This is a genomic window from Cupriavidus nantongensis (genome assembly GCF_001598055.1).
GTDB lineage: Bacteria > Pseudomonadota > Gammaproteobacteria > Burkholderiales > Burkholderiaceae > Cupriavidus > Cupriavidus nantongensis.
The window spans coordinates 1012154-1034097 of sequence record NZ_CP014844.1 but is presented as its reverse complement, the minus strand read 5'-3'; the positions used below and the strand labels follow the sequence as shown (position 1 = coordinate 1034097).

Genomic DNA, 21944 nt, shown 5'->3' with positions numbered 1-21944 from the left:
AGCACACCATGCTCAGAATTCTGATCGTTTCCGAAGACGCCGACCGGCTGGCCGAGATCCACCGGGTCAGCGCCGCGGTGGGCAACTTCCAGGTCCTGACGCTGCAGGAGGGACTGGGCCGCTTTCCCGTGCATGCCAGCCGGCTGCGCATGGCCGACCTGCTGATACTGGAGCTGCCCGTCATCGGCGCTCAGCAGATGCAGGCGGTCGAGCTGCTGCGCCAGCAGCATCCCGAGTTGCCGTGCATCCTGGTCACGCCGGCGCCCAGTTCGGAGGTGCTGATCAAGGCGATGCGCGCCGGTATCCGCGACGTCCTGCCATGGCCGCTGGACAAGGCGCAGCTGGCCGAGGCACTCAGGCGCGTCGAAGCCACGCACGTGCCGCGCGCGCAGGACAACGGGCAGGTGATTTCCGTGATCTCGTGCAAGGGCGGCTCCGGCACCAGCTTCATCGCAGCCAACCTGGGCGACGCGCTGGCGCGGCATCTGGGCAAGCGCGTGCTGGTGGTCGACCTGAACCGGCACTTCGGCGACCTGACCTATATCGTCAGCGACAAGATCCCGCCCTCGACGCTGCCCGAGATCTGCAGTCAGATCGACCGCATGGACAGCGCCTTCCTCGAGGCCTGCCTGGTGCATGTCGACAACAACTTCGACATGCTGGCGGGCGCGTCCGACCCGGTCAAGGCCAGCCAGATCCAGAAGGACAAGCTCGAGTGGATCCTCTCGGTGGTGCAGCCAGCCTACGACTTCGTGATCTTCGACCTGGGCCAGAGCATCGACCCGCTGTCGATCGCTGTGCTGGACCACAGCGACCGCATCTGCGTGGTGGCTGAACCCGCCATCTCCTTCGGCCGTCCGGGACGCAGGCTGCTCGATATCCTGAGCGCCCTGCACTACCCCGCCGACAAGGTCCGCCTGGTGCTCAACCGCACCGGCCGCAAGCACGAGATGCCGCGCGCGACCATGGAAGAGATCTTCGGCATGAAGGCCGCGTTCACGCTGCCTGACGACCCGGCCGCGGTGGACGAGGCCATCAGCCACGGCGAGCCGGTGGCCAAGCTGAGCCGGCGCAGCGCCATAACGCGCGCGCTGCAGTCGATGGCCACGCAGCTGTGCACGCCGGCCGAGGCCGAGCGGCGCAGCCGTACCGAAACCGCATCGCCGCTGCGCCGCCTGATGCTGCGCGCGAAGAGCACCTGATTTCGCCGCTTGCAGCCGACCGGCCACGGTCATCCGCGCACGCCAACGAGGAGTCCATCATGTCGATCCGAGAACAACTGGCCAATGCCGAGCCAGCCTTCACCGTCAACGGTCACGCTGCGATCCAGTTTGCGACCTCGGCAGCCTCCGTATCGGGCGGCTACCACCAACTCAAGCGCGACGTGCACGAAACGGTGCTCGACCGCGTCGAGCTGGAGCGCCTGGCACGCTATCCGCAGGAGCAGGTGCGCCAGGAGATCACAGCGCTGGTCAACCTGATCGTCGACGAACAGAAGGTGCTGCTAAACGACAATGAGCGCCGCCAGCTGACAGTCGAGATCTACGACGAGATGTTCGGCTTCGGCCCGCTCGAGCCGCTGCTGAAGGATCCGACGGTGTCGGACATCCTGGTCAACACCGCGCGCCAGACCTACGTGGAACGACGCGGCAAGCTGGAGCTGACCGACGTCCTGTTCTACGACGACGCACACCTGATGAAGGTGATCGAAAAAATCGTGTCGCGCGTCGGGCGCCGCATCGACGAGACCAGCCCGATGGTCGACGCGCGCCTGCCGGACGGCTCGCGCGTCAACGCCATCATCCCGCCCTCGGCCATCGACGGCCCGCTGCTGTCGATCCGCCGCTTTGCTGTGAACCCGCTGCAGGTGGCGGACCTGGTCAACCTGCGCAGCCTGACGCCGCCGATGGCGCAGCTGCTGCAGGCGCTGTCGCAGGCGAAGGTCAACGTGCTGGTGTCGGGCGGCACCGGCAGCGGCAAGACCACGCTGCTGAACATACTGTCGGGCTTTATCCCGGAAGACGAGCGCGTGGTCACGATCGAGGATGCCGCCGAGCTGCAGCTGCGCCAGCCCCACGTGCTGCGCCTGGAAACGCGCCCGCCCAACATCGAAGGCAAGGGCGAGATCACGCAGCGCGCGCTGGTGCGCAACGCGCTGCGCATGCGCCCGGACCGCATCATCCTGGGCGAAGTGCGCGGCGGCGAGGCGCTGGACATGCTCAATGCGATGAACACCGGCCACGAAGGCTCGCTCACCACCATCCACGCCAACACGCCGCGCGATGCGCTCACACGGCTGGAAAACATGGTCAGCATGGCGGGCCTGACCATGCCGGCCAAGGCCATGCGGCAGCAGATCGCCTCGGCCATCACGGTGATCGTGCAGGCCGCGCGCATGACCGATGGCCGCCGCAAGATCATCAGCATCCAGGAGATCACCGGCATGGAGGGCGACATCATCAACATGCAGGAGATCTTCACGTTCCAGCGCACCGGGGTGGACAAGGACGGCACCGTGCGCGGCAACTTCCGCGCCACCGGGGTCTATCCCAAGTTTGCCGAGCGCCTGCGCGTGTTCGGCGTGGGACTGCCGGACGATACCTACGACCCGGCCAAGCGCTACGAAGTCTGATTGGCCTGGGCACATACCAATACGATCCATCCGGGGGAGCTACACATGAGCACGATCTTCTACGCCTTCGGCATCCTGCTGTTCGTCGCCGTGGTGCTTTGCGTCGAGGGCGTCTACCTGTGGTGGAACAATGCCCATGGTCCCGCGGCCAAGCGCATCGAAGCGCGGCTGCGAGCGCTGTCGGCAGGCGGGCACGTCGGGGCCGAGCAACTCTCGATCCTGAAGAAACGCATGCTGGCCGACTCGCCGCGCATGCAGCAGTGGCTGATGCGGGTGCCGCGCATCGGCGCCCTCGACCGCTGGCTCGAGCAGTCCGGCAGCACATGGTCGGTGGCGCAGTTGCTGGGATATTGCGCAATGGTGGTGCTGTGCACGGTCGCGCTGATTCCGCTGCTGCCGCTGCCTGCTTCAATGGTGCTGCTGGGCGCGGTGCTGACCGCCATGCTGCCGCTGCTGCATGTCATGCGCCTGCGCGCCAAACGGCTCAAGCAGCTGGAGGCGCAGTTGCCCGATGCAGTCGACATGATCAGCCGCGCCCTGCGTGCCGGACACTCGTTCAGCGGGGCGCTCAGCATGGTCGGGCAGGAGATGAAGGCACCGATCGGTCCGGAGTTCCGCACCACCTTCGAAGAAATCAACTACGGCGTGGCGCTGGACGAAGCCATGACCAACCTGGCGATGCGCGTGCCGGTGGCCGACCTGCGCTACTTTGTCATCGCGGTACTGATTCAGCGCGAAAGCGGCGGCAACCTTGCCGAGATCCTCGACACGATCGGCACCATGGTGCGCGAACGCCTGAAGCTGTTCGACAAGATCCGCGTGCTGTCGGCCGAAGGCAAGATGTCGGCATGGGTGCTGGGACTGCTGCCCTTCTGCACCGCGGGCCTGATCCTGGTAGTCAATCCGGGCTTCATGAATGTGCTGTGGGAAGACCCGCTGGGCTTGCGCATGATCGGCGGAGCACTGGTGTCGATGAGCTTCGGCGCGCTGTGGATGCGCAAGATCATCCGGATCCGGGTCTGAGACGCCGACTGCGATTGCCTCATTGCAGCACCAGAAGAAGCAGGGCTTGGACAGCCATACTGACGGGAGTCCATCATGCAAGAGATTTTCCAGGGGTTCCAGGGCGACCAGATGATCGTGCTCGTGCTGATCTTCGTGGCCGCGTTCGGCACGGTGTTCGGCGTGCTCTATGTACTTGCGCCCCACCGGCTGCGTGGTCGGGCCGAGCAGATCGCCGGCCAGGCCGGGCCATTCCAGCCCGACTCGGGTCGCCAGCAGGCACTGATCGAACAGCTGGTGAAGTGGGCGCAGCCGGTATCGCGGCTGTCGCTGCCCAAGGAAGGCTGGGAGAACTCACAGCTGCGCGTGCGTTTCATGAATGCCGGCTGGCGCAGTGCAAGCGCGGCGCCGCTGTACTTCGGCGCCAAGACGGTACTGGCCGTCGGCCTGCCGATGCTTGGACTGCTGGCCGTCAGCAGCCAGCCCGGCCAGCAAAGCCAGCAGCTGATGTTCGTGCTGCTGGCGGTGCTGGGCGCGATTGGCTATTACCTGCCGAATCTAGTCCTCGCCCGCAAAGTCTCCCAACGCCAGCGCACGGTCTTCGAAGAATTCCCCGACGTGATCGACCTGCTGACCGTCTGCGTCGAAGCCGGTCTCGGCCTGGACGCGGCGCTGATGCGCGTGGCCGACGAGCTGGCGCTGCGCTGCCCGGTGCTGGCCGATGAACTGCAGCTGATGCTGCTGGAACTGCGCTCGGGTTTTTCGAAGGAGAAGGCGCTGACCAACCTGTCGCTGCGTACTGGCGTGGAGGACGTGGACAAGTTTGCGTCGATGCTGGTCCAGGCCGACCGTTTCGGCACCAGCCTGGGCGAGTCGCTGCGCGTGCTCTCCGACATGCTGCGCACCAAGCGCCGCATGCGTGCCGAGGAGCAGGCCGCCAAGATTGCGCTGAAGCTGCTGTTCCCGCTGATCTTCACCATTTTCCCGTCCTTGCTGCTGGTGTTGCTGGGGCCGGCCTTTATCCAGATCTATCGCGTGCTGCTGCCGACCATGGCGGGACAAGGAGGATAAACCCCCGGGGAACCGCGACAGTTTCCCCCGGCTGTCTCCCGGTGCAATGCCGGCAAGACAGTCACTTGCCCGGAACCAGGTTCCGGGCTTTTTTGCTTTGCCGGGCCAATCCCCGGGGCTTGACCGGACGGTCTGGCTTCTGAAGAATGCAGGCAATCCCCCTTGCGGCGCCTTGCCATTGCAGCGCGCGCCCTACCCGCCTGGAGTCCCGATGAAGCTACGCATCCTGAGCGACCTCCACATCGAACACAACCTGCCGCAGTCCGTGCCCGCATGCGATGCCGACCTGGTGATCCTGGCCGGCGACATCGCCAACGGCCGCGACGGCATCGACTGGGCCGTCGGCACCTTCAGCCAGCCGGTGGTCTATGTGCCGGGCAACCACGAGTACTACGAGAGCAATTTCGACACCGTGGACCAGCAGATGGCCGAGGCGGCGGCAGCGCATCCGCGGGTGCGGCTGCTCAATGGCGAGGTGGCGGAGTTCGACGGCGTGCGCATCATCGGCGCGACGTGGTGGACCGACTACACGCTGTTCGGCACCGACCGGCGCGACGAGGCGATGCAGGCGTGCGCGAAAGCGATGTACGACCACCGGCTGATCGAGATCCGCGGCGACGACGGCCACATGCGCCAGTTCACGCCGCAGGACGCCTTGGCACGCCACCGGGCCGCGTCCGAATGGCTGCAGGCGCAGCTCGCGCTGCCCTACGCCGGCAAGACGGTGGTGGTCACGCACCACGGCCCGGACCTCGGCAGCCTGGATCCGCGCTTCTCGCACGACCTGGTCTCCGGCGGCTTCCTGTCGCGCCGGCCCGACCTGGTGGCGCAGGCGGACCTGTGGATCCACGGCCATACCCACACCAGCTTCGACTACTGCGTCGACAACTCGCGCGTGGTGTGCAACCCGCGCGGCTATGTCAGCCGCCGTACCGGCGAGCTGGAGAACAAGTCGTTCGACTGGTGCTGCGTGGTTGAAGTCTGACGCGGCCACGCGTTTGTGTCGTCATGGGTGCCTGCGCACGCGGCGCCCCTCCCCTTGGCTGCGCCAGCGGCACTGATGGGTCAGCAGATCGGGTCGGATTCCACTCAACTTAGTTGATAACGATTCGCATTTGCAATACCATTTTGCGGCGCACACGGAATGCGCGCCCGCCACCCGCTCCCTGAGCTCCAGATTTACAAAAGAGGTTTTGCCATGCTGGTCACTGACCACCGGGGGCGCGTGCGCGCTGCCCTTGCCCGTCTCGCTTTGCCGCGCCACCCACGCAGCTGCCGGCCGTTGGCGCCGTCGCACTGGTTGATGGGTGTGCTGGCTACCTTCCAGCTGCACACGGTCAGCGCGCAGGAGTCAGGCGCAGCCGACGGTGTCACCGCACACCGGCCCCCAGCGCCGACCCTGCCGCAGGTGACCGTCAGCGCCAGCGCCGAACCAGACCAGGCCCCGCCGCCGTATGCCGGCGGCCAGGTCGCCCGCGGCGGCAGGCTCGGCATGCTCGGCGACACCACCATCATGAAGGCGCCCTTCAACCTGACCAGCTACACCGCCGAGCTGATCGAGAACCAGCAGTCCGCCACCGTGGCCGAGGCGCTCAGCAAGGACCCGTCGGTGCGCGCCACCGGACTGGCCGGGGCCAATATCGACACGTTCTACATCCGCGGCTTTCCGATCAATGAATCCAACTCGGGGGAAATTGCCTTCAACGGCCTGTATGGCATTGCGCCCAGCTACCGCGTGTTCACCGACTACGCCGAACGCGTCGAGGTGCTGAAGGGCCCTGCCGCGCTGCTGTACGGCATGTCGCCCAACAGCGGCGTCGGCGGCGTGATCAACATCGTGCCCAAGCGCGCCGGCGAAGACCTGACCCGGTTCACCGCCAGCTACGCTTCCGACACGCAGTTCGGCGGCCACCTGGACGTGGCACGCCGCTTCGGCGAGGACCGCGAATGGGGCATCCGTGCCAACGGCAGCTACTACAACGGCGACACCACCGCCGACAACCAGTCGCGCAAGGCGCCGGTGGGCGCGCTCGCGCTGGACTATCGCGGCAAGCAGTTGCGCGCGTCGCTGGACGTGCTGGCGCAGCAGGAGCGCATCGATGCGCCGGGGCGGCCGCTGATGATTTCGCCCGGATTGCAGGTTCCGGGCGCGTCTGACGGCCGGCGCAATGTCACGCAGCCGTGGGAGTACTCCAAGGGCCGCGAGGAAGCGGTGCTGTTCCATGCCGAGTACGACCTCAACGATTCACTGACGGCGTTCGCCAGCGCCGGCGGCGGGTGGAGCCGCGTCGACCGGGTCTTCGGCACCACGCCGATGATCACCAATGCGCAGGGCGATACCCTGAGCACGCCCACCTTCTACAAATTCAAGGTCGACCGCGGCACCTTCGACGGCGGCGTGCGCGCACGCTTTGCGACGGGTGCGGTCAAGCATGCGGTCACGCTGCAGGCCAGCGCCTATACCGAGCGCTTCGACCGCGCCTTCACCTCGGGCACGCCGGTGGCCTCCAACATCTACGATCCGGTGACGCAGCCGGCGCAGAACCTGCAGGCGCCTTCGACGGTGCCGCGCTTCACCGCCACCGACCTGAGCGGCGTGGCGCTGTCCGACACCATGTCTTTCCTCGACGAACGCGTGCTGCTGACGCTGGGCCTGCGCCAGCAACGCGTCAGGACACGCAACTACAACCAGACTAGCGGTGCGGTCTCGACCTACTACGACGAAAGCGCCACCACGCCGATGGTGGGCCTGGTGGTGCAGCCGGTGCAGCGCTGGTCGGTCTACGCCAACTACATCCAGGGCCTGAGCCGCGGCGACGTGGCGCCGCCCACCGCCAGCAACGCCGGTGAAGCCTTTGCGCCATACAAGGCGGACCAGTACGAGATCGGCACCAAGCTCGACTTCGGCCGCTTCACCACCACGCTGGCGGCCTTCCAGATCGCCAAGCCCACCGGGCAGCTCGATAACAACGTGTTCTCCGTCAATGGCGAGCAGCGCAACCGCGGGCTGGAGTTCAACGTGTTCGGCGAAGTGGTGCCGCGCGTGCGCCTGCTTGGCGGCGTCATGCTGATCGACGGCGAGATCACCAGGTCCCCCGTCGTCGCCAATGTCGGCAAGACCGCCATCGGCGTGCCCGACATGCAGGCCAACCTCGGTGCCGAGTGGGACCTGCCGTGGGTACCGGGACTGACGCTGACCGGCGCCATGCTCTACACCGGCCGGCAGTACGTGAACCAGGCCAACACCGCCAGCCTGCCGGCCTGGACGCGCTTTGACTTCGGCGCGCGCTACACCACCAGGATCGGCGGCAAGGCCACCACGTTCCGCGCCAACGTGCTCAATGTGTTCGACCGCGACTACTGGGCGGGCGTGACCTCGTGGGGAGGCTTTTCACTGGCGGCGCCGCGCACGGTGCTGATGTCCGCGACGGTCGACTTCTGACCGCTGCGCGCGCGCCAAACAAAAACCCCCGCGGACTCGCGCCCGCTGGGGTTTTTTCATCGCAGCCTGCCCTGACGGGCAGTGGGCTGGGAATGGATTACATCATGCCTTCCATGCCGCCCATGCCGCCCATGCCGCCCGGCATTGCCGGAGCCGACTCTTCCTTCGGCGTTTCGGCCACGGCGCAGTCGGTGGTCAGCATCAGCGAAGCCACCGAAGCGGCGTTCTGCAGTGCGGTGCGGGTGACCTTGGTCGGGTCCAGCACGCCCATTTCGACCAGGTCGCCGTACTCGCCCGAAGCGGCGTTGTAGCCGTAGTTGCCCTTGCCTTCGATCACCTTGGCAACGACCACCGAAGCTTCTTCACCGGCGTTCAGCACGATCTGGCGCAGCGGCTCTTCCATCGCGCGCAGCACGATCTTGATACCGGCGTTCTGGTCGGCGTTGTCGCCTTGCAGGGCCGAGATCGCGGCGCGGGCGCGCAGCAGGGCAACACCACCGCCGGGGACGATGCCTTCTTCCACCGCAGCGCGGGTGGCGTGCAGGGCGTCTTCCACGCGGGCCTTCTTTTCCTTCATTTCGACTTCGGTGGCAGCACCAACCTTGATCACGGCAACACCGCCGGCCAGCTTGGCCACGCGCTCTTGCAGCTTTTCACGGTCGTAGTCCGAGGTCGCTTCTTCGATCTGGGCGCGGATCTGCTTCACGCGGCCTTCGATGCCAGCAGCGTCACCGGCGCCATCGATGATGATGGTGTTTTCCTTGCCGATCTCGATGCGCTTGGCCTGGCCCAGGTCGTTCAGGGTCGCCTTTTCCAGCGTCAGGCCGACTTCCTCGGCGATCACGGTGCCGCCGGTCAGGATGGCGATGTCTTCCAGCATGGCCTTGCGGCGGTCGCCGAAGCCCGGGGCCTTGACGGCGGCGGTCTTCAGGATGCCACGGATGTTGTTGACCACCAAGGTCGCCAGGGCTTCGCCCTCGACGTCTTCAGCGATGATCAGCAGCGGACGGCCGGCCTTGGCCACTTGCTCCAGCACCGGCAGCAGGTCGCGGATGTTGCTGATCTTCTTGTCGAACAGCAGCACGAACGGGTTGTCCAGGGCAACAACCTGCTTTTCCGGGTTGTTGATGAAGTACGGCGACAGGTAGCCGCGGTCGAACTGCATGCCTTCCACGACTTCCAGCTCGTCGGCCAGCGACTTGCCGTCTTCGACGGTGATCACGCCTTCCTTGCCGACCTTGTCCATGGCTTCGGCGATGCGCTCGCCGATCGAGGCGTCGCTGTTGGCCGAGATCGCGCCAACCTGGGCGATTTCCTTGCTGGTGGTGGTGGGCTTGCTGATCTTCTTCAGCTCTTCTACGGCGGCGCCGACAGCCTTGTCGATGCCGCGCTTCAGGTCCATCGGGTTCATGCCGGCGGCAACGAACTTCATGCCTTCGCGCACGATCGACTGGGCCAGCACGGTTGCGGTGGTGGTACCGTCACCGGCGTTGTCGCTGGTCTTGGAAGCCACTTCCTTGACCATCTGGGCGCCCATGTTCTGCAACTTGTCCTTCAGCTCGATTTCCTTGGCCACGGACACGCCGTCCTTGGTCACGGTCGGGCCGCCGAAGCTGCGCTCCAGCACCACGTTGCGGCCCTTCGGGCCCAGCGTCACCTTGACTGCGTTGGCGAGGATGTTCACGCCTTCGACCATCTTGGCACGGGCGGCGTCGCCGAACACTACGTCTTTTGCTGCCATGTTCTGAATCTCCTGAAATCTGTACGGGTGGGGCTACAAGTAACGGATTACTTGTTGACCACGGCCATGATGTCTTCTTCGCGCATGACCAGCAGTTCCTGGCCATCCACCTTCACGCCCTGGCCGGCATACTTGCCGAACAGCACGCGATCGCCGACCTTGACGTCCAGGGCGATGTTGTTGCCCTTGTCATCCTTCTTGCCGGGACCGATTGCCAGCACTTCGCCTTGATCGGGCTTCTCGGCAGCGTTGTCGGGAATCACGATACCGGACGCGGTCTTGGTTTCGTTGTCCAGACGCTTCACGATCACGCGGTCGTGCAGAGGACGCAGATTCATACGGACTCCTAGATACAAAGTGAGTTTTTGATCACAAATCGGCCGGCTACCGAGGCAACGGCCGTCAGAAATGTTCAGGTGTCGCAGAGGCTGTTAGCACTCACCCCTGACGAGTGCTAATTATAGGGACGGGGTAGGGGCATTTCAAGACTGGCGCTGGATGCGGGTTTTCCCGGAGGACGGGCGCAGCGCACATGGAGATCCGGCGCCGAGGATGGCGCCGGTTGCCGATGGCTGGCGTGATGCTATTTGGCGCTCTTCACCGTCGTGTACGCGGTAATCAGGTTCCGGTAGTCGGGAATATGGTTGGAGAACAAGGTCCCCAGCCCCTCGATGTCGTTGCGCCAGTCGCGATGAAGCTCGCAGGCAACGCCGAACCAAGTCATCAGCTGGGCGCCGGCCTCGGCCATGCGGTGCCACGCGGATTCGCGCGTCACCTCATTGAAGGTACCGGATGCATCGGTCACCACGAACACATCGTAGCCCTCTTCGATCGCCGACAATGCCGGAAACGCCACGCAGACTTCTGTCACCACCCCGGCGATCAGCAGTTGCTTCTTGCCGGTTGCCTTCACCGCCTTGACGAAGTCTTCGTTGTCCCACGCATTGATCTGCCCGGGGCGCGGAATAAACGGCGCATCGGGGAACATGGCCTTGAGCTCCGGCACCAGCGGCCCGTTGGGTCCGTCCTCGAAGCTGGTGGTCAGGATCGTCGGCAGCTTGAAATACTTGGCCAGATCCGCCATGGCGAGAACGTTGTTCTTGAACTTGTCCGGCTCGATGTCGCGCACCAGCGACAGCAGGCCGGCCTGATGATCCACCATCAGCACCGCTGCCTGGCTCTTGTCCAGACGCTTGTAGGTCTTGCTCATCTTCCGCTCCTGTGAATGCGCGTCCGGTTTCGTTGGACACGCGTGGTGAAAATCCTGTGCAATCGGCATTGCCTACGGGCTCCTACTCGACCTTTACCCCCGACAACGCCACCACCTTGCGCATCTGCTGCGTCTGCGTTTCGATATAGCGGGCAAACTGTTCCGGAGTCAGCTTCATCGGCACCATTCCCTGCGCCGCAAAGTGCTTCTCCACGAAATCCTGTTCGTCGAGGATCTCGCGGATGGTGGCATTGAGCTTGTCGACCACTGCGCGCGGCACCTTGGCCGGCGCCAGCACGCCGTAGACCGCCGAGATGTTCATCTCCTTGTAGCCGGCCTCTTCGAAGGTCGGAACCTGCGGCAATGCGCGCGTGCGCTTGTCGCCGCTGACTGCCAGCACCTTGAGTTTCTTCGCCGCGACGAAGCTCTGGATTGTCGGCAGCGCCGGGAAGGTCATCAGGATCTGCCCGCCGACCACATCGGCCACCGCGGGCGCCGAGCCCTTGTACGGCACGTGCACGAGGTCCGTGCCGGCCAGCTTGTTGAACAGCGCGCCCATCAGGTGCGGCTGGCTGCCGGCGCCGAACGATCCGTAGCTGAGCGCCTGCGGGCGGGCCTTGGCATAGGCCGCCAGGTCCTTGACGCTGTCCACCGGCAGGCTGCCCGATACCGCCATCACCAGCGGCACATAGCCGATCGCCGCCACCGGCGCGAAATCGCGCGCGACGTTGTACGACACCGAAGGCAGTACCACCGGATTGAGCACGAAGGTGGCGTCGTTGGTCAGCAGCAGCGTGTAGCCGTCGGGCTGCGCCTTGGCCACCGCGTCGGCGCCGATCACGGTGTTGGCGCCGCTCTTGTTCTCCACCACCACCGGCTGGCGCAGCTTCTCGGACATGCGCTGGGCCAGTTGCCTGGCGATGATGTCGGTCGTGCCGCCGGGCGCATAGGGCACCACCATGCGGATCGGCTGTGCGGGATAGGCCTGTGCCAGGGCGGTACCTGCGCCGGCGAAGCAAGCCAGGCCGACTACGGCGGCGCACAGCCCGCGAAGGGTGTGAGTGTTCCGGTCCATCATGTCTCCATCTATCGTTGTGAGGTTTTCCGGCTCGGGCGGCCGGATCCCCGTTCAGTTGAATAACCAGGGTTCGCGCTGCCGCCGCACCTGCTCGTAGGCGTCGATCTGCGCAGCGTGGCGCAGCGCCAGCGCGATATCGTCCAGCCCGTTGAGCAGGCAATGCCGCTTGAACGGCTCGAGCGTGAAAGCGATCACCTCCCCGGCCGGCGTGACCACCTGCTGGGCGGCCAGGTCCACCTGCAGCCGGTAGCCCGGCGTGGCGGCCACGTCGGCAAACAGGCGGCCGACCACCTCCGGCGCCGCCACGATCGGCAGCAGGCCGTTCTTCAGGCAGTTGTTGTAGAAGATGTCCGCAAAACTCGGCGCGATCAGCGCGCGCAGGCCGAAGTCTTCCAGCGCCCACGGCGCATGCTCGCGCGAAGAGCCGCAGCCGAAGTTCTCGCGCGCCAGCAGGATCGACGCGCCGCGGTAGCGCGGCTGGTTCAGCACGAAGTCCGGGTTCAGCGGCCGCGTGCTGCAGTCCTGCCCGGGCTCGCCGTGGTCAAGGTAGCGCCATTCGTCGAACAGGTAAGGGCCGAAGCCGCTGCGCCGGATGGATTTCAGGAACTGCTTGGGCAGGATGGCATCGGTATCGACATTGGCGCGGTCCAGCGGCGCGACCAGGCCATCCAGGGTGGTAAAGGCTTTCATTGCTCGGCTTCCTCTGCTGTTACAATGCGCGGACATCGACGAAGTGCCCCGCGACGGCCGCGGCGGCTGCCATCTGCGGGCTCACCAGGTGGGTGCGCCCGCCCGGCCCCTGCCTGCCTTCGAAATTGCGGTTGGATGTTGATGCGCAGCGTTCGCCCGCGACAAGGCGGTCGTCGTTCATGCCCAGGCACATCGAGCAGCCAGGCTCGCGCCATTCGAAGCCGGCCGCGATGAACACCTGGTCAAGCCCCTCGGCCTCGGCCTGGGACTTGACCAGCCCCGAGCCCGGCACCACCAGTGCCTGCCGGATGCGCGGCGACACATGCCGGCCGCGCACGACCTCCGCTGCGGCGCGCAGGTCTTCGATGCGCGCGTTGGTGCATGACCCGATAAAGACCTTGTCGACCCCGACCGCTTCGATCGGCGTGTTCGGCAGCAGGCCCATGTAGTGCAGCGCCGCCTCGATGCTCTTGCGCCGCACCGGGTCGCGCTCGTCGCGCGGATCGGGAATGCGCTCGCCGACGGGAACCACCATCTCCGGCGACGTCCCCCAGGTCACGTGCGGCCTGATGGTGGCGGCGTCGAGGTCCACCACGGCGTCGAAGGCCGCGTCCGGGTCGCTGCGCAGCGTGCGCCAGTATTCGACGGCCGCGTCCCACATCCGGCCCTGCGGGGCCTGCGGCCGTCCGGCCAGGTAGGCCAGCGTGGTCTCGTCCACGGCAACCATGCCGGTGCGCGCGCCGGCCTCGATCGCCATGTTGCACACGGTCATGCGCGCTTCCATGCTCAGGCCGAGGATGGTGCTGCCGGCGAACTCGATCACATGGCCGGTCGCGCCGGCCGTGCCGATGCGACCTATCAGCGCCAGTGCAATGTCCTTGGCAGCAACGCCCTTGTTCAGCTCGCCCTCCACGCGTACCAGCATCGACCTGGGTTTCTTCATCCACAGGCATTGCGCGGCCAGCACCTGCTCCACTTCCGAGGTGCCGATGCCGAACGCGAACGCCGCGAACGCGCCATGCGTGGAGGTATGCGAATCGCCGCAGGCAATGGTCATGCCGGGCAAGGTTGCGCCGCGCTCCGGCCCTACCACATGCAGGACGCCCTGGCGCGGATCGTCCACGCCGAAGTTGACGATGCCGTTCTCTTCGCAGTTGCGGTCGAGCGCATCCACCTGCGCGCGGCTCACCGGATCGGCGATGCCCTGGGTGCGCGCGGTGGTGGGCACGTTGTGGTCGGCGGTGGCCAGCACCGAGGCGGCGCGCCACACCTTGCGCCCGTTCAGGCGCAAGCCTTCGAAGGCCTGCGGGCTGGTCACCTCGTTGACGAGGTGGCGGTCGATATAGACCAGTGCGGGGCCGCCGGCTTCCTGGTGGATCACGTGGCTGGCCCAGAGCTTGTCGAGCAGGCTCGCGGGGCGGTTAGGGTCGGTCATGATGTCTCCTTGCTGGTCCTCAATTCATTGCTGCGGATAGAATGCGTGCATGACTTCCGCTGCCAAACCCACCGCCCCCGTCGACCACGACTCTCCGCGCAAGCTCGAAGAAGGCCACCGCGACTACGTTGCGGCGCTGGCGCGCGGACTGGCGGTGATCCAGGCGTTTACCGACGCCACGCCGGAAATGACGCTCAGCGAAGTCGCCCAGGCCACCGGCATGACGCCCGCCAGCGCGCGCCGCGCCCTGCTGACGCTGCAGGCACTGGGCTACATCGGCGCCAACGGGCGGCGCTTCGTGCTGCTGCCCAAGGTGCTGTCGCTGGGTGCCGCCTTCCTCAGCTCGATGAACCTGCGCGACATCGTCCAGCCCTTCCTGCAGGAAGTGGCCGAGCGCTTCCGCGACTCGGTCTCGCTCGCCATCCTCGACGGCGACAGCGTGGTCTACCTGGCGCATGTGCCCAGCCAGCGCCGCATCGCGTTCCGCGCCTCGGTCGGCTACCGGCTGCCGGTGCATTGCACCTCGCTCGGCCTTGCCTTGCTGGCCCATGCGCCCAAGGCCCAGCAGAACAAGGTCCTGGACCAGGCACCGTTCCAGAAATTCACGCCGAAGACGCTCAGCGATGCCGATGCGCTGCGCGCCGCGCTGGCACGCACGCTCGAACAGGGCTATGCGGTCCAGGAAGGCCAGCTCGAACTCAACGTCCTGTCGATCGCCGTGCCCGTGCGCGATCCGCAGCAGCGCGTGATCGCCGCCATCAACTGCTCCACCGAGACCGAGCGCACCAGCCCCGAAGAGCTGGTCGCGACACGGCTGCCGGCACTGCGCGAAGCAGCCGCGATGATCGAGGCCGCGATCCGGCGGGCACCCACGCTGGCGCATTCGATCCTGGCGGCTTCCTGAGCGACGCGCGCCTCAGGCCACCACCTCAGGCCACCACCTCTGGCTCGATCGCCACATCCAGCGTCAGCAACTGGTACCCGTCACGCTGCGGATGGGGCCCCACCTCGACGATATGGTCATTAATGGTCGAGAAGATGCAGTCGACCGGGTTGGCGGGGTCGCCCTTGAAATAGATCTGCGACGTCAGCGTGCGGTATCCCGGCTGCACCACCCGGTAATGGATATGCGGTGCGCGCTGGCGGTTGCGGCCCAGGCGCCGCATCAGCACGCCGACCTCGGTGTCCTCGCGCCCGATGATGTATCCGCCCGGCCGCACCGTGAAGATCCGGAAGCCGCCCTCGGCATCGCAGCGCAGCTTGCCGCGCAGGTTGTCTTCGGACTGGGAGTCGTCTTCGTTCTCATAGCGTCCAAACTGGTTGGGCTGCCACACGATCAGCGTCGCGCCCGGCACCGGCTGGCCCGTGCGCGCATCCAGCACGCGGCCGCGCACCTCGAGCCGCTGCCCGGGCTCCTCCGCCGTCGCCAGGTGGCAGGGGTTGCTGCCTTCGGCGACCTGGTCCTTGGGGAACGGGCCGGTGACGTTCTGCGGCGTGGCTTGCGCACCGGTGCGCGCCAGGTCCAGCGCGCGCATGGTCAGGCCCATCATGTCGCACAGCATGATCAGCTCATCCTGCGCGGCCACCCGGCCCAGCCAGGCGGCAATGCGATAGAGCTGCGCATCGGTCAGCTGCAGCTCGTCGAGCATGGCGTGGAAATGCCGCAGCGCCACGCCGAATTGCGCCTGCAGGGCAGCGTCGGAGCCGGGCGCGCCGCTGCACATGGCGTCCAGCGCGCGCTGCAGGGTGTAGTTGTCCTGGGTGCTCATGGTTGTCTCGTTGGTTCGCGCTTATTGGGCCGTGGCCGACAGGTCAACCGCGCGCGCCAGCAGCGTCCGGTCGGCCTTCAGCTTGTGCTTGGCAGGTTTGTGCGTCGGTGTGTGGGGGATCGCCTCGACGGTGGCGATATAACGCGGCAGCTTGTGCACGGCCAGCCGGCCGCGCGCCCAGGCAAGCAGCTCCGCCGCATCGGCCGCCTGGCCCGTCCGAAACTGCACGGCCAGCAGGATTTCTTCTTCGCCAAGTTCCGCCGGCACGCCGATGGCCGCCGCTTCTTCCACTGCCGGGTGTTCGCCGAAGATGCGGTCGAGCTCGGCACCCGACACGTTCTCGCCCTTGCGCCGGATCACATCCTTCTTGCGAGCGACAAAGACGTAGTAGCCGTCCTCGTCCTGGCGCACCAGGTCGCCGGTGGCGAACCAGCCGTCGCGGAACGCCGCCTCGGTCTGCACCGGGTCGCGGTAGTAACCTTGCATCAGCGTGGGCGTGCGGATCAGCAATTCGCCCTCGCCGCCGGGAGCCACTTCGCCGCCCTCGTCATCTACGATGCGGGCCTGCGGCAGCGGCACCGCCGGATCCGGATGCGGCGAGATCAGGCCCATGGTGCCGAGCTTGTGCGGGCCGTCGAACGGATTGGCGATCACGCCCGGGATTTCCGTCATGCCGTAGCATTCGATCAGGCGCGGCACGTGGAACTCGTGCTTCATCACGCGCACCATTTCCTCGGTCTGCGGCGCGATAAACATCTTGGTGATGCGGTGGCCGGGCACGAACTCGGCCCGCGGGCGCCGGGCCAGGATGCTGCCGGCCGCGGCCACCAGGTTCACCTCGGTCGCGCCGGTCTCGGCGGCAAAGCGCCAGAACGACGACGCCGAGAACCTGCGCATCAGCACCAGGCAGCCGCCGCATGCCAGCGCCCCGCCCACCGAATACATCAGCGCATTGATATGGAACAGCGGCATCACGCACATCACGCGCTCGTCGGGCTGCAGCTGCAGCCGGCCGACGAAGGCTTCGGCGGTCAGCACGTAGCCGCGGTGGCTGTGCATCGCGCCCTTGGGAAAGCCCGTGGTGCCGGAGGTGTAGATGATCAGCGCGGTGTCCCGGTCGCTGCCGTGGTCGGCAAGTTCGTCGGCAAACTCACCGGTGTCCGCCGCCATCGACTGCGCCAACGTCGGCACGCCATGGTCGCCGGGCTCGTTGGCGCACAGCCAGACTTCGCCGCCGAGCGCGCGGGCGATGGCCGCGCCGGTTTCCAGCGTGGCCGGCGCGCACACCAGCCCGCACACCTGCGCATGCTCGAACACGTACAGCGCCTCGTCCAGGCGGTATTCCGGGTTGGCCGGCACCATGGTCGCGCCGAGGCGCGCCAGCGCGAACATCAGCACGACCGTGGACGGATGGTTGGCGGACAGCACGCCGACGCGGTCGCCGCGGCGCACGTGCATGGCCTGCGCCAGCCATCGCGCGGCTCGCGCGATCCGCGCATCGAGCTCGCGATAGCTCCAGGTGTGGCCCTCGAACAGCAATGCCGGCTTGTCCGGATGCGTCGCCACGCGGACCGCGAGGAAACCGGTCAGCGTGAAGCCGTGCGCCGGGTACTGCCTGAGCACGTCGAGCGGCGCCATCGTGCCGATGTGGTTGGCGGGCGCATTCATGATGCTTGCGCCGGCGCGGCGCTGTAGGCGATGGCGTGTTCGGCGGCATCGGCCAGGATGAAGCCGATGGGCTGGCGGCGTTCCTCCTGCAAGTGGGCGATCAGGCTGGCCACGCGCGCCAGCAGCGGCACGCCCTTGAGCGCGGTGGCGGGATAGCCGGCGTCCAGCAGCACGGCGGGGATCGCGCCCGAAACATTGAGCGGGAGGGGCTTGCTGTAGTGCTCCGGCACGGCGGCGGCTACCGCTTCCAGCGCGGCCACATGGTCGCCGGCGATATCCAGCTCACGCGCGATGGCCAGCAGCCGATGCGCGCGCGGATCCCCCAGCTTGTGCGTTGGATGGCCAAAGCCGGGCAGCGGCTTGCGCGCCTGGCGCACGGCCCGGACCACGGAGTTGGCGCTTTCGGCCAGCGTGCCGTGTTCCCGGCCGGCAAGCACTTCCGCGAGCAGCTGGCCCGCGCTTTCCGATGCGCCCAGGATCACCGAGCCGCAACCCAGCACACCAGCCGCGACCGCGCCCTGCAACGCATCCGGCGCGGCTGCCAGCGTCATGCGCGCGGCCTGCACCGAGGGGACCAGGCCATGCTCGGCGATTGCGACGAGGCAGGCATCGGTGATCGCCACCAGCTTGGCGTCAGGCTCGCGGCCGGTCAGCAGGAACAGGAAATAGGCGGTGAAGCCGGTCTTGCCTATCAGGGCCTCGCTCAGGTCTTTGCCATGTACCGACACGCCATGGACGTCCACATGCGCGATGCTGGTCTGCCCGGCTGCCCGGGGGTGTTTCGTCTCCGCCACGTTCGTCTCCGTTTTTGCGCTACGCGCAACACAATGCGATATGCGAATTATTTTAGGTGGAGGTGCAGGACTCCGCAAGAACGGTAAACCCGCACCCGCCATCGTCACGTGCGACCGGCACTGCCCTTCGCCATGCAGGGCCGGCTTGCCGTTCAGGCGCCATCCGTGAACGGGTCTGCGCTGCCGATCCTTGCGAGGGCGCTGTCGGTGAACAAATCCACCTGGCGCACTGCGCCGTCGGTGAACGGATCCATTTGCCGCGCACCATCCGTGAACGGATCTGCCTTACGTACGGCAATCCGGCGAAACTGCTCCTCAGCCAGGCGGCCCGACTGCGAACGCCGCAGTGCCTCGACATGCCCGCCGTTCGTGTAGACCTCGGGGGCACGCACCGCGGCTTGCGCCCCGGCCGCCACCACCGTGATCAGTGCTGCGCCAATCGATGCTTTTTTCATCACATACTCCTTTTCCATTGAGAAGAACTCGTGGCAGCGGGGCACCTTCCTCTCGCCTTCCACGACTCGAATATACTTAAACCGTACCGTACGGTACTAAAATAGTTAGAGAATATTTATCAAATTCTTTGAAGAAGTCGGCGGCGGCTTGGCGGTCGCTTGGATGGCGCACGCATTTGGTAGACTGCGCGGGGCGCCAGCGCCCGCCCTTTGTCACCCCCGGCTACCCGATGGCATCACCCGCAAGCAATACCGCCACCCCTTCGCACCGCCCGCCCCAACGCATGACGCGCCGTGGCGAAGAGAAGCGTGCCCTGATCCTGAGCACGGCCGCCGACATGTTTCTCGAGCACGGCTACGACGGCGTCAGCCTGGACGACATCGTCAAGGCGTGCGGGGGCTCCAAGACCAACGTCTACAGCTTTTTCGGCGGCAAGGACGGTTTGTTCGTGGCGGTGGTGGAGCGGCTGTGCGACCGCTTCCTGGAAAAGACGGAGAAGGGTGTCGATGTGTCGCACTGTGATGCGGCGCAGGGGCTCGACAAGATCGCACACAGCTTCCTCCAGTCATTGCTGGAAGAACGCCACCTGGCGTTCCTGCGGCTGATCTTCGCGGAATCGCGGCGCTTTCCCGCGTTGGGGAAGGCCTGGTATACGCGCGGGCCGGCGGCGACCTGCGCCTATGTGGCGGCGTTCCTTGGCAGCCAGCAGGCCAAAGGCACGCGGCTCTCGGCCAGCCCCGAGGTCAGCGCCCGGCTGTTCCATGGCATGGTGCTGGCCAGCGTGCTGCACCGTACGCTGGCCACCGGCATCCGTCCGGACGACTCGGAGATCGATGCGCTGGTCCGTGACGCCGTTGCGGTGATCGTGCCGGCCATTGATGCCGGCGCGCCGTCGGCTGTACCCCGAAAGCGATAGCCCCGGCGCTGCCGGGACAGGCGCGCAGCGCTAGAAACTCGCGGCCAGGCCAAACGACACGCCCGAGACGTTGTTGCCGAAGACATAGCGCACCACCGCGCGGATCCGGGTCACGAACACTTCGTGGGCGCTGGTGTCGAGTTCCAGGCCGGTGCCCAGCGTGGTGAGGTAGTTGAACCCGAGCGCCCCGGCCTGGTTGCCGAAGTAATGCGAGTGCGACAGCTCCAGCACGTAGCGCACCGGCCGGTCGAGCGCGCGCATGCCGGTCGGGGCGCGCCAGCGCGCGTACAGGCTGGCGGTCTGCGCGGCAGACGAAGCCTCTACGCCCGACGAGGTGCCGAAGCTGCGCAGGTAGATGTTGGTATAGCGCAGCTCGACGTCGATATCGCGGTTGTCGCCGTGGCTTTCCCAGTCGAGCATCACCGATCCGCCCAGGCCATAGGCATTCATCGCGCCGTCGTCGAGGAAGGCGATGTCGCGGTCGGTCTTGTGCTCGACCGCGAACCGGGCGATGGACAGGTCGCTGGCGACGCGGCCGATCGAGGCGTTGAAGATCGGGCGGAACACCAGTTCCTTGCTGGGGATCAGCGGAAAATCCCAGCCGATGCCAACGGTGCCGGCGAAGGTGTTCCACTTGGCCTGCAGCCTGCGGGATTCCAGCCCGTGGGAGACGACAAAGGCGGGGTCGTAGCGGTTGTAGGCGATCGACCCTTCCAGATAGAGCGGAAACGACTGGCTCAGCGTAAAGCCCCCGCCGAGCTGCCGCAGGGTCAGGTCGGGGTTGTCGGTGCTGGCACTGCTGATCAAAAGCGAACTGGAAGCCAGGTCCGGCACGACCGCGAACGACATCAGCGTCAGCACCGCACTGGCGCCGCGGCGTCACGCTTTCGTGGGGGCCATGGTGGCGGAAGTGCCGCGTCGGCAGAAGTGAATCTTCTTGCCGCTGAATTAAAGGAAATGCAAGGCAGCTGAAACGGTGTGCCGGCGCGGCCATGGCGGAGCTTGCAGGAGCGTCTTGTAGGAGCAATTCCGGCGCCTCATCGGCGCCAGCCCGACAGCGCGAAGCCCGGCCGCTGCCTAGACTGGCCTTGTCGCCGCCGGGCCCGCCAGGCAGGCATGTGCGGCAAACGTTGCGCCGGACCCACCGGCCGGCGCTTCCGACCCTAACCCTGGAGGTATTCCATGGATCCGAAACAACCCGCTCGCCATACCCGAATCGCCAGCGTGATTGCGGCAGGCCTGGCAGGCCTCAGCTGCGCCGCGGCCATCGCACAGACCGCCACGCCCGCCACCCCGGCCACCCCCGCCGCGCAGGGCATGCCGGCCACGCCTGCCGTGCCCGCCACCGCGGCCAGCCCCGCCGGCACCGGCGTCGCGCCCGGCGTGACGCAGATCCAGCCGCCGAAGGATCCGCTGGTCGAGCGCCGCGAAGCACGCGCGCAGGCTGCCGCCGAATACAAGGGGAAGAAAAAGGCCGCCAAGGGCGAGTACAAGGACGAAGTCGGCGCTGCCAAACAGGAACGCAAGGTCGAGAACAAGGCGGCGGATGCAGCGGCACGCCAGGAGATGGCTGCGCCCAAGCAGTGACGCAGCGGTCGCGGCGCACACTGCCGCGCAATGCAAACGGGCCCCGCGGGGCCCGTTTTGCCGTGTCAGTCGGCCAGTCCGCTGGCGTCGATATAGCCCAGCGCTTCGGTGACGGCGCGCCGCGCCTTCAGCACGTAGCAGACCCGCCGCTCCTGGATCGACAGCGCCAGCACGTCGGCCTGTACCAGCTCCGAGAACACATGGCCGGCGCGCCCCAGGCTCAGTTGCGCCACCTGCGCCAGGTCGGTGGCCGGCAGGCCGGCCTCGCCGGCTTCGAGCAGCGCGCGGCAGATGCGGATGCGCGCGGGCTGGGTCATCAGCGCCAGCGTCAGGGTACTTTCCTGGGTCTCCATGATCACACCTCGGTCTCCGGGCACGGCACCCGGGCAGCGCGATACGCGGCGGCGGGGGCGATGCGGGGGTTCTTGCCGCGCAGCCTGGCGCGCGCGGTTT

At 66.6% G+C, this 21944-nt stretch carries 20 protein-coding genes and 1 pseudogene; 9 read left to right on the top strand and 12 right to left on the bottom strand.

The window, feature by feature from the left end; translation table 11 throughout:
* Positions 1–8: 8 nt before the first annotated feature.
* The 6 genes from A2G96_RS04685 to A2G96_RS04660 all read left to right on the top strand — a co-directional run bounded on the left by A2G96_RS04685 (position 9) and on the right by A2G96_RS04660 (position 8147).
* Positions 9–1202 (top strand): CpaE/TadZ family protein, encoded by a 1194-nt coding sequence (locus A2G96_RS04685; RefSeq protein WP_062802060.1) that lies wholly within the window; start codon positions 9–11, stop codon positions 1200–1202.
* A gap of 59 nt (positions 1203–1261) precedes the next feature.
* Complete coding sequence (locus tag A2G96_RS04680; RefSeq protein WP_062797211.1) at positions 1262–2632, top strand: TadA family conjugal transfer-associated ATPase; 1371 nt, start codon at positions 1262–1264, stop codon at positions 2630–2632.
* A 45-nt stretch (positions 2633–2677) separates the two neighbouring features.
* Positions 2678–3655 (top strand): type II secretion system F family protein, encoded by a 978-nt coding sequence (locus A2G96_RS04675; RefSeq protein ID WP_062797209.1) that lies wholly within the window; start codon positions 2678–2680, stop codon positions 3653–3655.
* Positions 3656–3730: 75 nt separating this feature from the next.
* Complete coding sequence (locus A2G96_RS04670) at positions 3731–4705, top strand: type II secretion system F family protein (RefSeq protein ID WP_062797207.1); 975 nt, start codon at positions 3731–3733, stop codon at positions 4703–4705.
* A gap of 211 nt (positions 4706–4916) precedes the next feature.
* Positions 4917–5690, top strand: coding sequence for a metallophosphoesterase (locus tag A2G96_RS04665; RefSeq protein ID WP_062797205.1), 774 nt, complete (start codon positions 4917–4919; stop codon positions 5688–5690).
* A 318-nt stretch (positions 5691–6008) separates the two neighbouring features.
* The gene (locus A2G96_RS04660; protein WP_062797204.1) at positions 6009–8147 is read left to right on the top strand and encodes a TonB-dependent receptor; all 2139 of its coding nucleotides are present in this window, start codon (positions 6009–6011) and stop codon (positions 8145–8147) included.
* Between the two features lie 97 nt (positions 8148–8244).
* On the opposite strand, the gene groL is transcribed toward A2G96_RS04660, so the two are convergent.
* The 6 genes from groL to leuC form a co-directional block, all read right to left on the bottom strand.
* Positions 8245–9888, bottom strand: a complete 1644-nt coding sequence (gene groL / locus A2G96_RS04655) for a chaperonin GroEL (protein WP_012352004.1) — start codon at positions 9886–9888, stop codon at positions 8245–8247.
* Positions 9889–9935: 47 nt separating this feature from the next.
* The gene (gene groES / locus A2G96_RS04650; RefSeq protein ID WP_008644494.1) at positions 9936–10226 is read right to left on the bottom strand and encodes a co-chaperone GroES; all 291 of its coding nucleotides are present in this window, start codon (positions 10224–10226) and stop codon (positions 9936–9938) included.
* Between the two features lie 245 nt (positions 10227–10471).
* Complete coding sequence (gene ycaC / locus A2G96_RS04645; RefSeq protein WP_062797203.1) at positions 10472–11098, bottom strand: isochorismate family cysteine hydrolase YcaC; 627 nt, start codon at positions 11096–11098, stop codon at positions 10472–10474.
* A gap of 82 nt (positions 11099–11180) precedes the next feature.
* Positions 11181–12173 (bottom strand): Bug family tripartite tricarboxylate transporter substrate binding protein, encoded by a 993-nt coding sequence (locus tag A2G96_RS04640; protein WP_062797201.1) that lies wholly within the window; start codon positions 12171–12173, stop codon positions 11181–11183.
* Between the two features lie 54 nt (positions 12174–12227).
* Positions 12228–12866, bottom strand: a complete 639-nt coding sequence (leuD, locus tag A2G96_RS04635; protein WP_062797198.1) for a 3-isopropylmalate dehydratase small subunit — start codon at positions 12864–12866, stop codon at positions 12228–12230.
* A 19-nt stretch (positions 12867–12885) separates the two neighbouring features.
* Positions 12886–14301: a 3-isopropylmalate dehydratase large subunit gene (gene leuC, locus A2G96_RS04630; protein ID WP_062797196.1), complete on the bottom strand. Its 1416-nt coding sequence runs from the start codon at positions 14299–14301 to the stop codon at positions 12886–12888.
* 49 nt (positions 14302–14350) lie between these two features.
* Between leuC and A2G96_RS04625 the strand changes: the two genes are divergently transcribed.
* A complete protein-coding gene (locus A2G96_RS04625) occupies positions 14351–15205 on the top strand; it encodes an IclR family transcriptional regulator domain-containing protein (RefSeq protein WP_062797194.1) in 855 nt (284 codons plus the stop codon).
* Positions 15206–15230: 25 nt separating this feature from the next.
* Here A2G96_RS04625 and A2G96_RS04620 read toward each other — a convergent pair whose 3' ends face one another.
* The 4 genes from A2G96_RS04620 to A2G96_RS04605 form a co-directional block, all read right to left on the bottom strand.
* The gene (locus A2G96_RS04620; protein ID WP_062797192.1) at positions 15231–16070 is read right to left on the bottom strand and encodes a dioxygenase family protein; all 840 of its coding nucleotides are present in this window, start codon (positions 16068–16070) and stop codon (positions 15231–15233) included.
* A 21-nt stretch (positions 16071–16091) separates the two neighbouring features.
* Positions 16092–17738: a class I adenylate-forming enzyme family protein gene (locus A2G96_RS04615; RefSeq protein WP_062797190.1), complete on the bottom strand. Its 1647-nt coding sequence runs from the start codon at positions 17736–17738 to the stop codon at positions 16092–16094.
* Positions 17735–18532 (bottom strand): citryl-CoA lyase, encoded by a 798-nt coding sequence (locus A2G96_RS04610; RefSeq protein WP_062797188.1) that lies wholly within the window; start codon positions 18530–18532, stop codon positions 17735–17737. Before A2G96_RS04610 ends, A2G96_RS04615 begins: the two co-directional genes overlap by 4 nt.
* 152 nt (positions 18533–18684) lie before the next feature.
* On the bottom strand, positions 18685–18987 hold the full coding sequence (locus tag A2G96_RS04605) for a hypothetical protein (protein ID WP_062802059.1): 303 nt from the start codon (positions 18985–18987) through the stop codon (positions 18685–18687).
* Between the two features lie 230 nt (positions 18988–19217).
* Between A2G96_RS04605 and A2G96_RS04600 the strand changes: the two genes are divergently transcribed.
* A complete protein-coding gene (locus tag A2G96_RS04600; RefSeq protein ID WP_062797186.1) occupies positions 19218–19904 on the top strand; it encodes a TetR/AcrR family transcriptional regulator in 687 nt (228 codons plus the stop codon).
* A gap of 30 nt (positions 19905–19934) precedes the next feature.
* Here the strand turns inward: A2G96_RS04600 and A2G96_RS04595 are convergent.
* Positions 19935–20783: pseudogene (locus tag A2G96_RS04595) on the bottom strand (hypothetical protein); the annotation flags it as partial.
* A gap of 303 nt (positions 20784–21086) precedes the next feature.
* On the opposite strand from A2G96_RS04595, the gene A2G96_RS04590 reads away from it, so the two are divergent.
* Positions 21087–21491, top strand: a complete 405-nt coding sequence (locus tag A2G96_RS04590) for a hypothetical protein (RefSeq protein ID WP_062797184.1) — start codon at positions 21087–21089, stop codon at positions 21489–21491.
* Between the two features lie 65 nt (positions 21492–21556).
* Here A2G96_RS04590 and A2G96_RS04585 read toward each other — a convergent pair whose 3' ends face one another.
* Positions 21557–21844, bottom strand: coding sequence for a helix-turn-helix domain-containing protein (locus tag A2G96_RS04585; RefSeq protein ID WP_062802058.1), 288 nt, complete (start codon positions 21842–21844; stop codon positions 21557–21559).
* Positions 21845–21944: the final 100 nt, after the last annotated feature.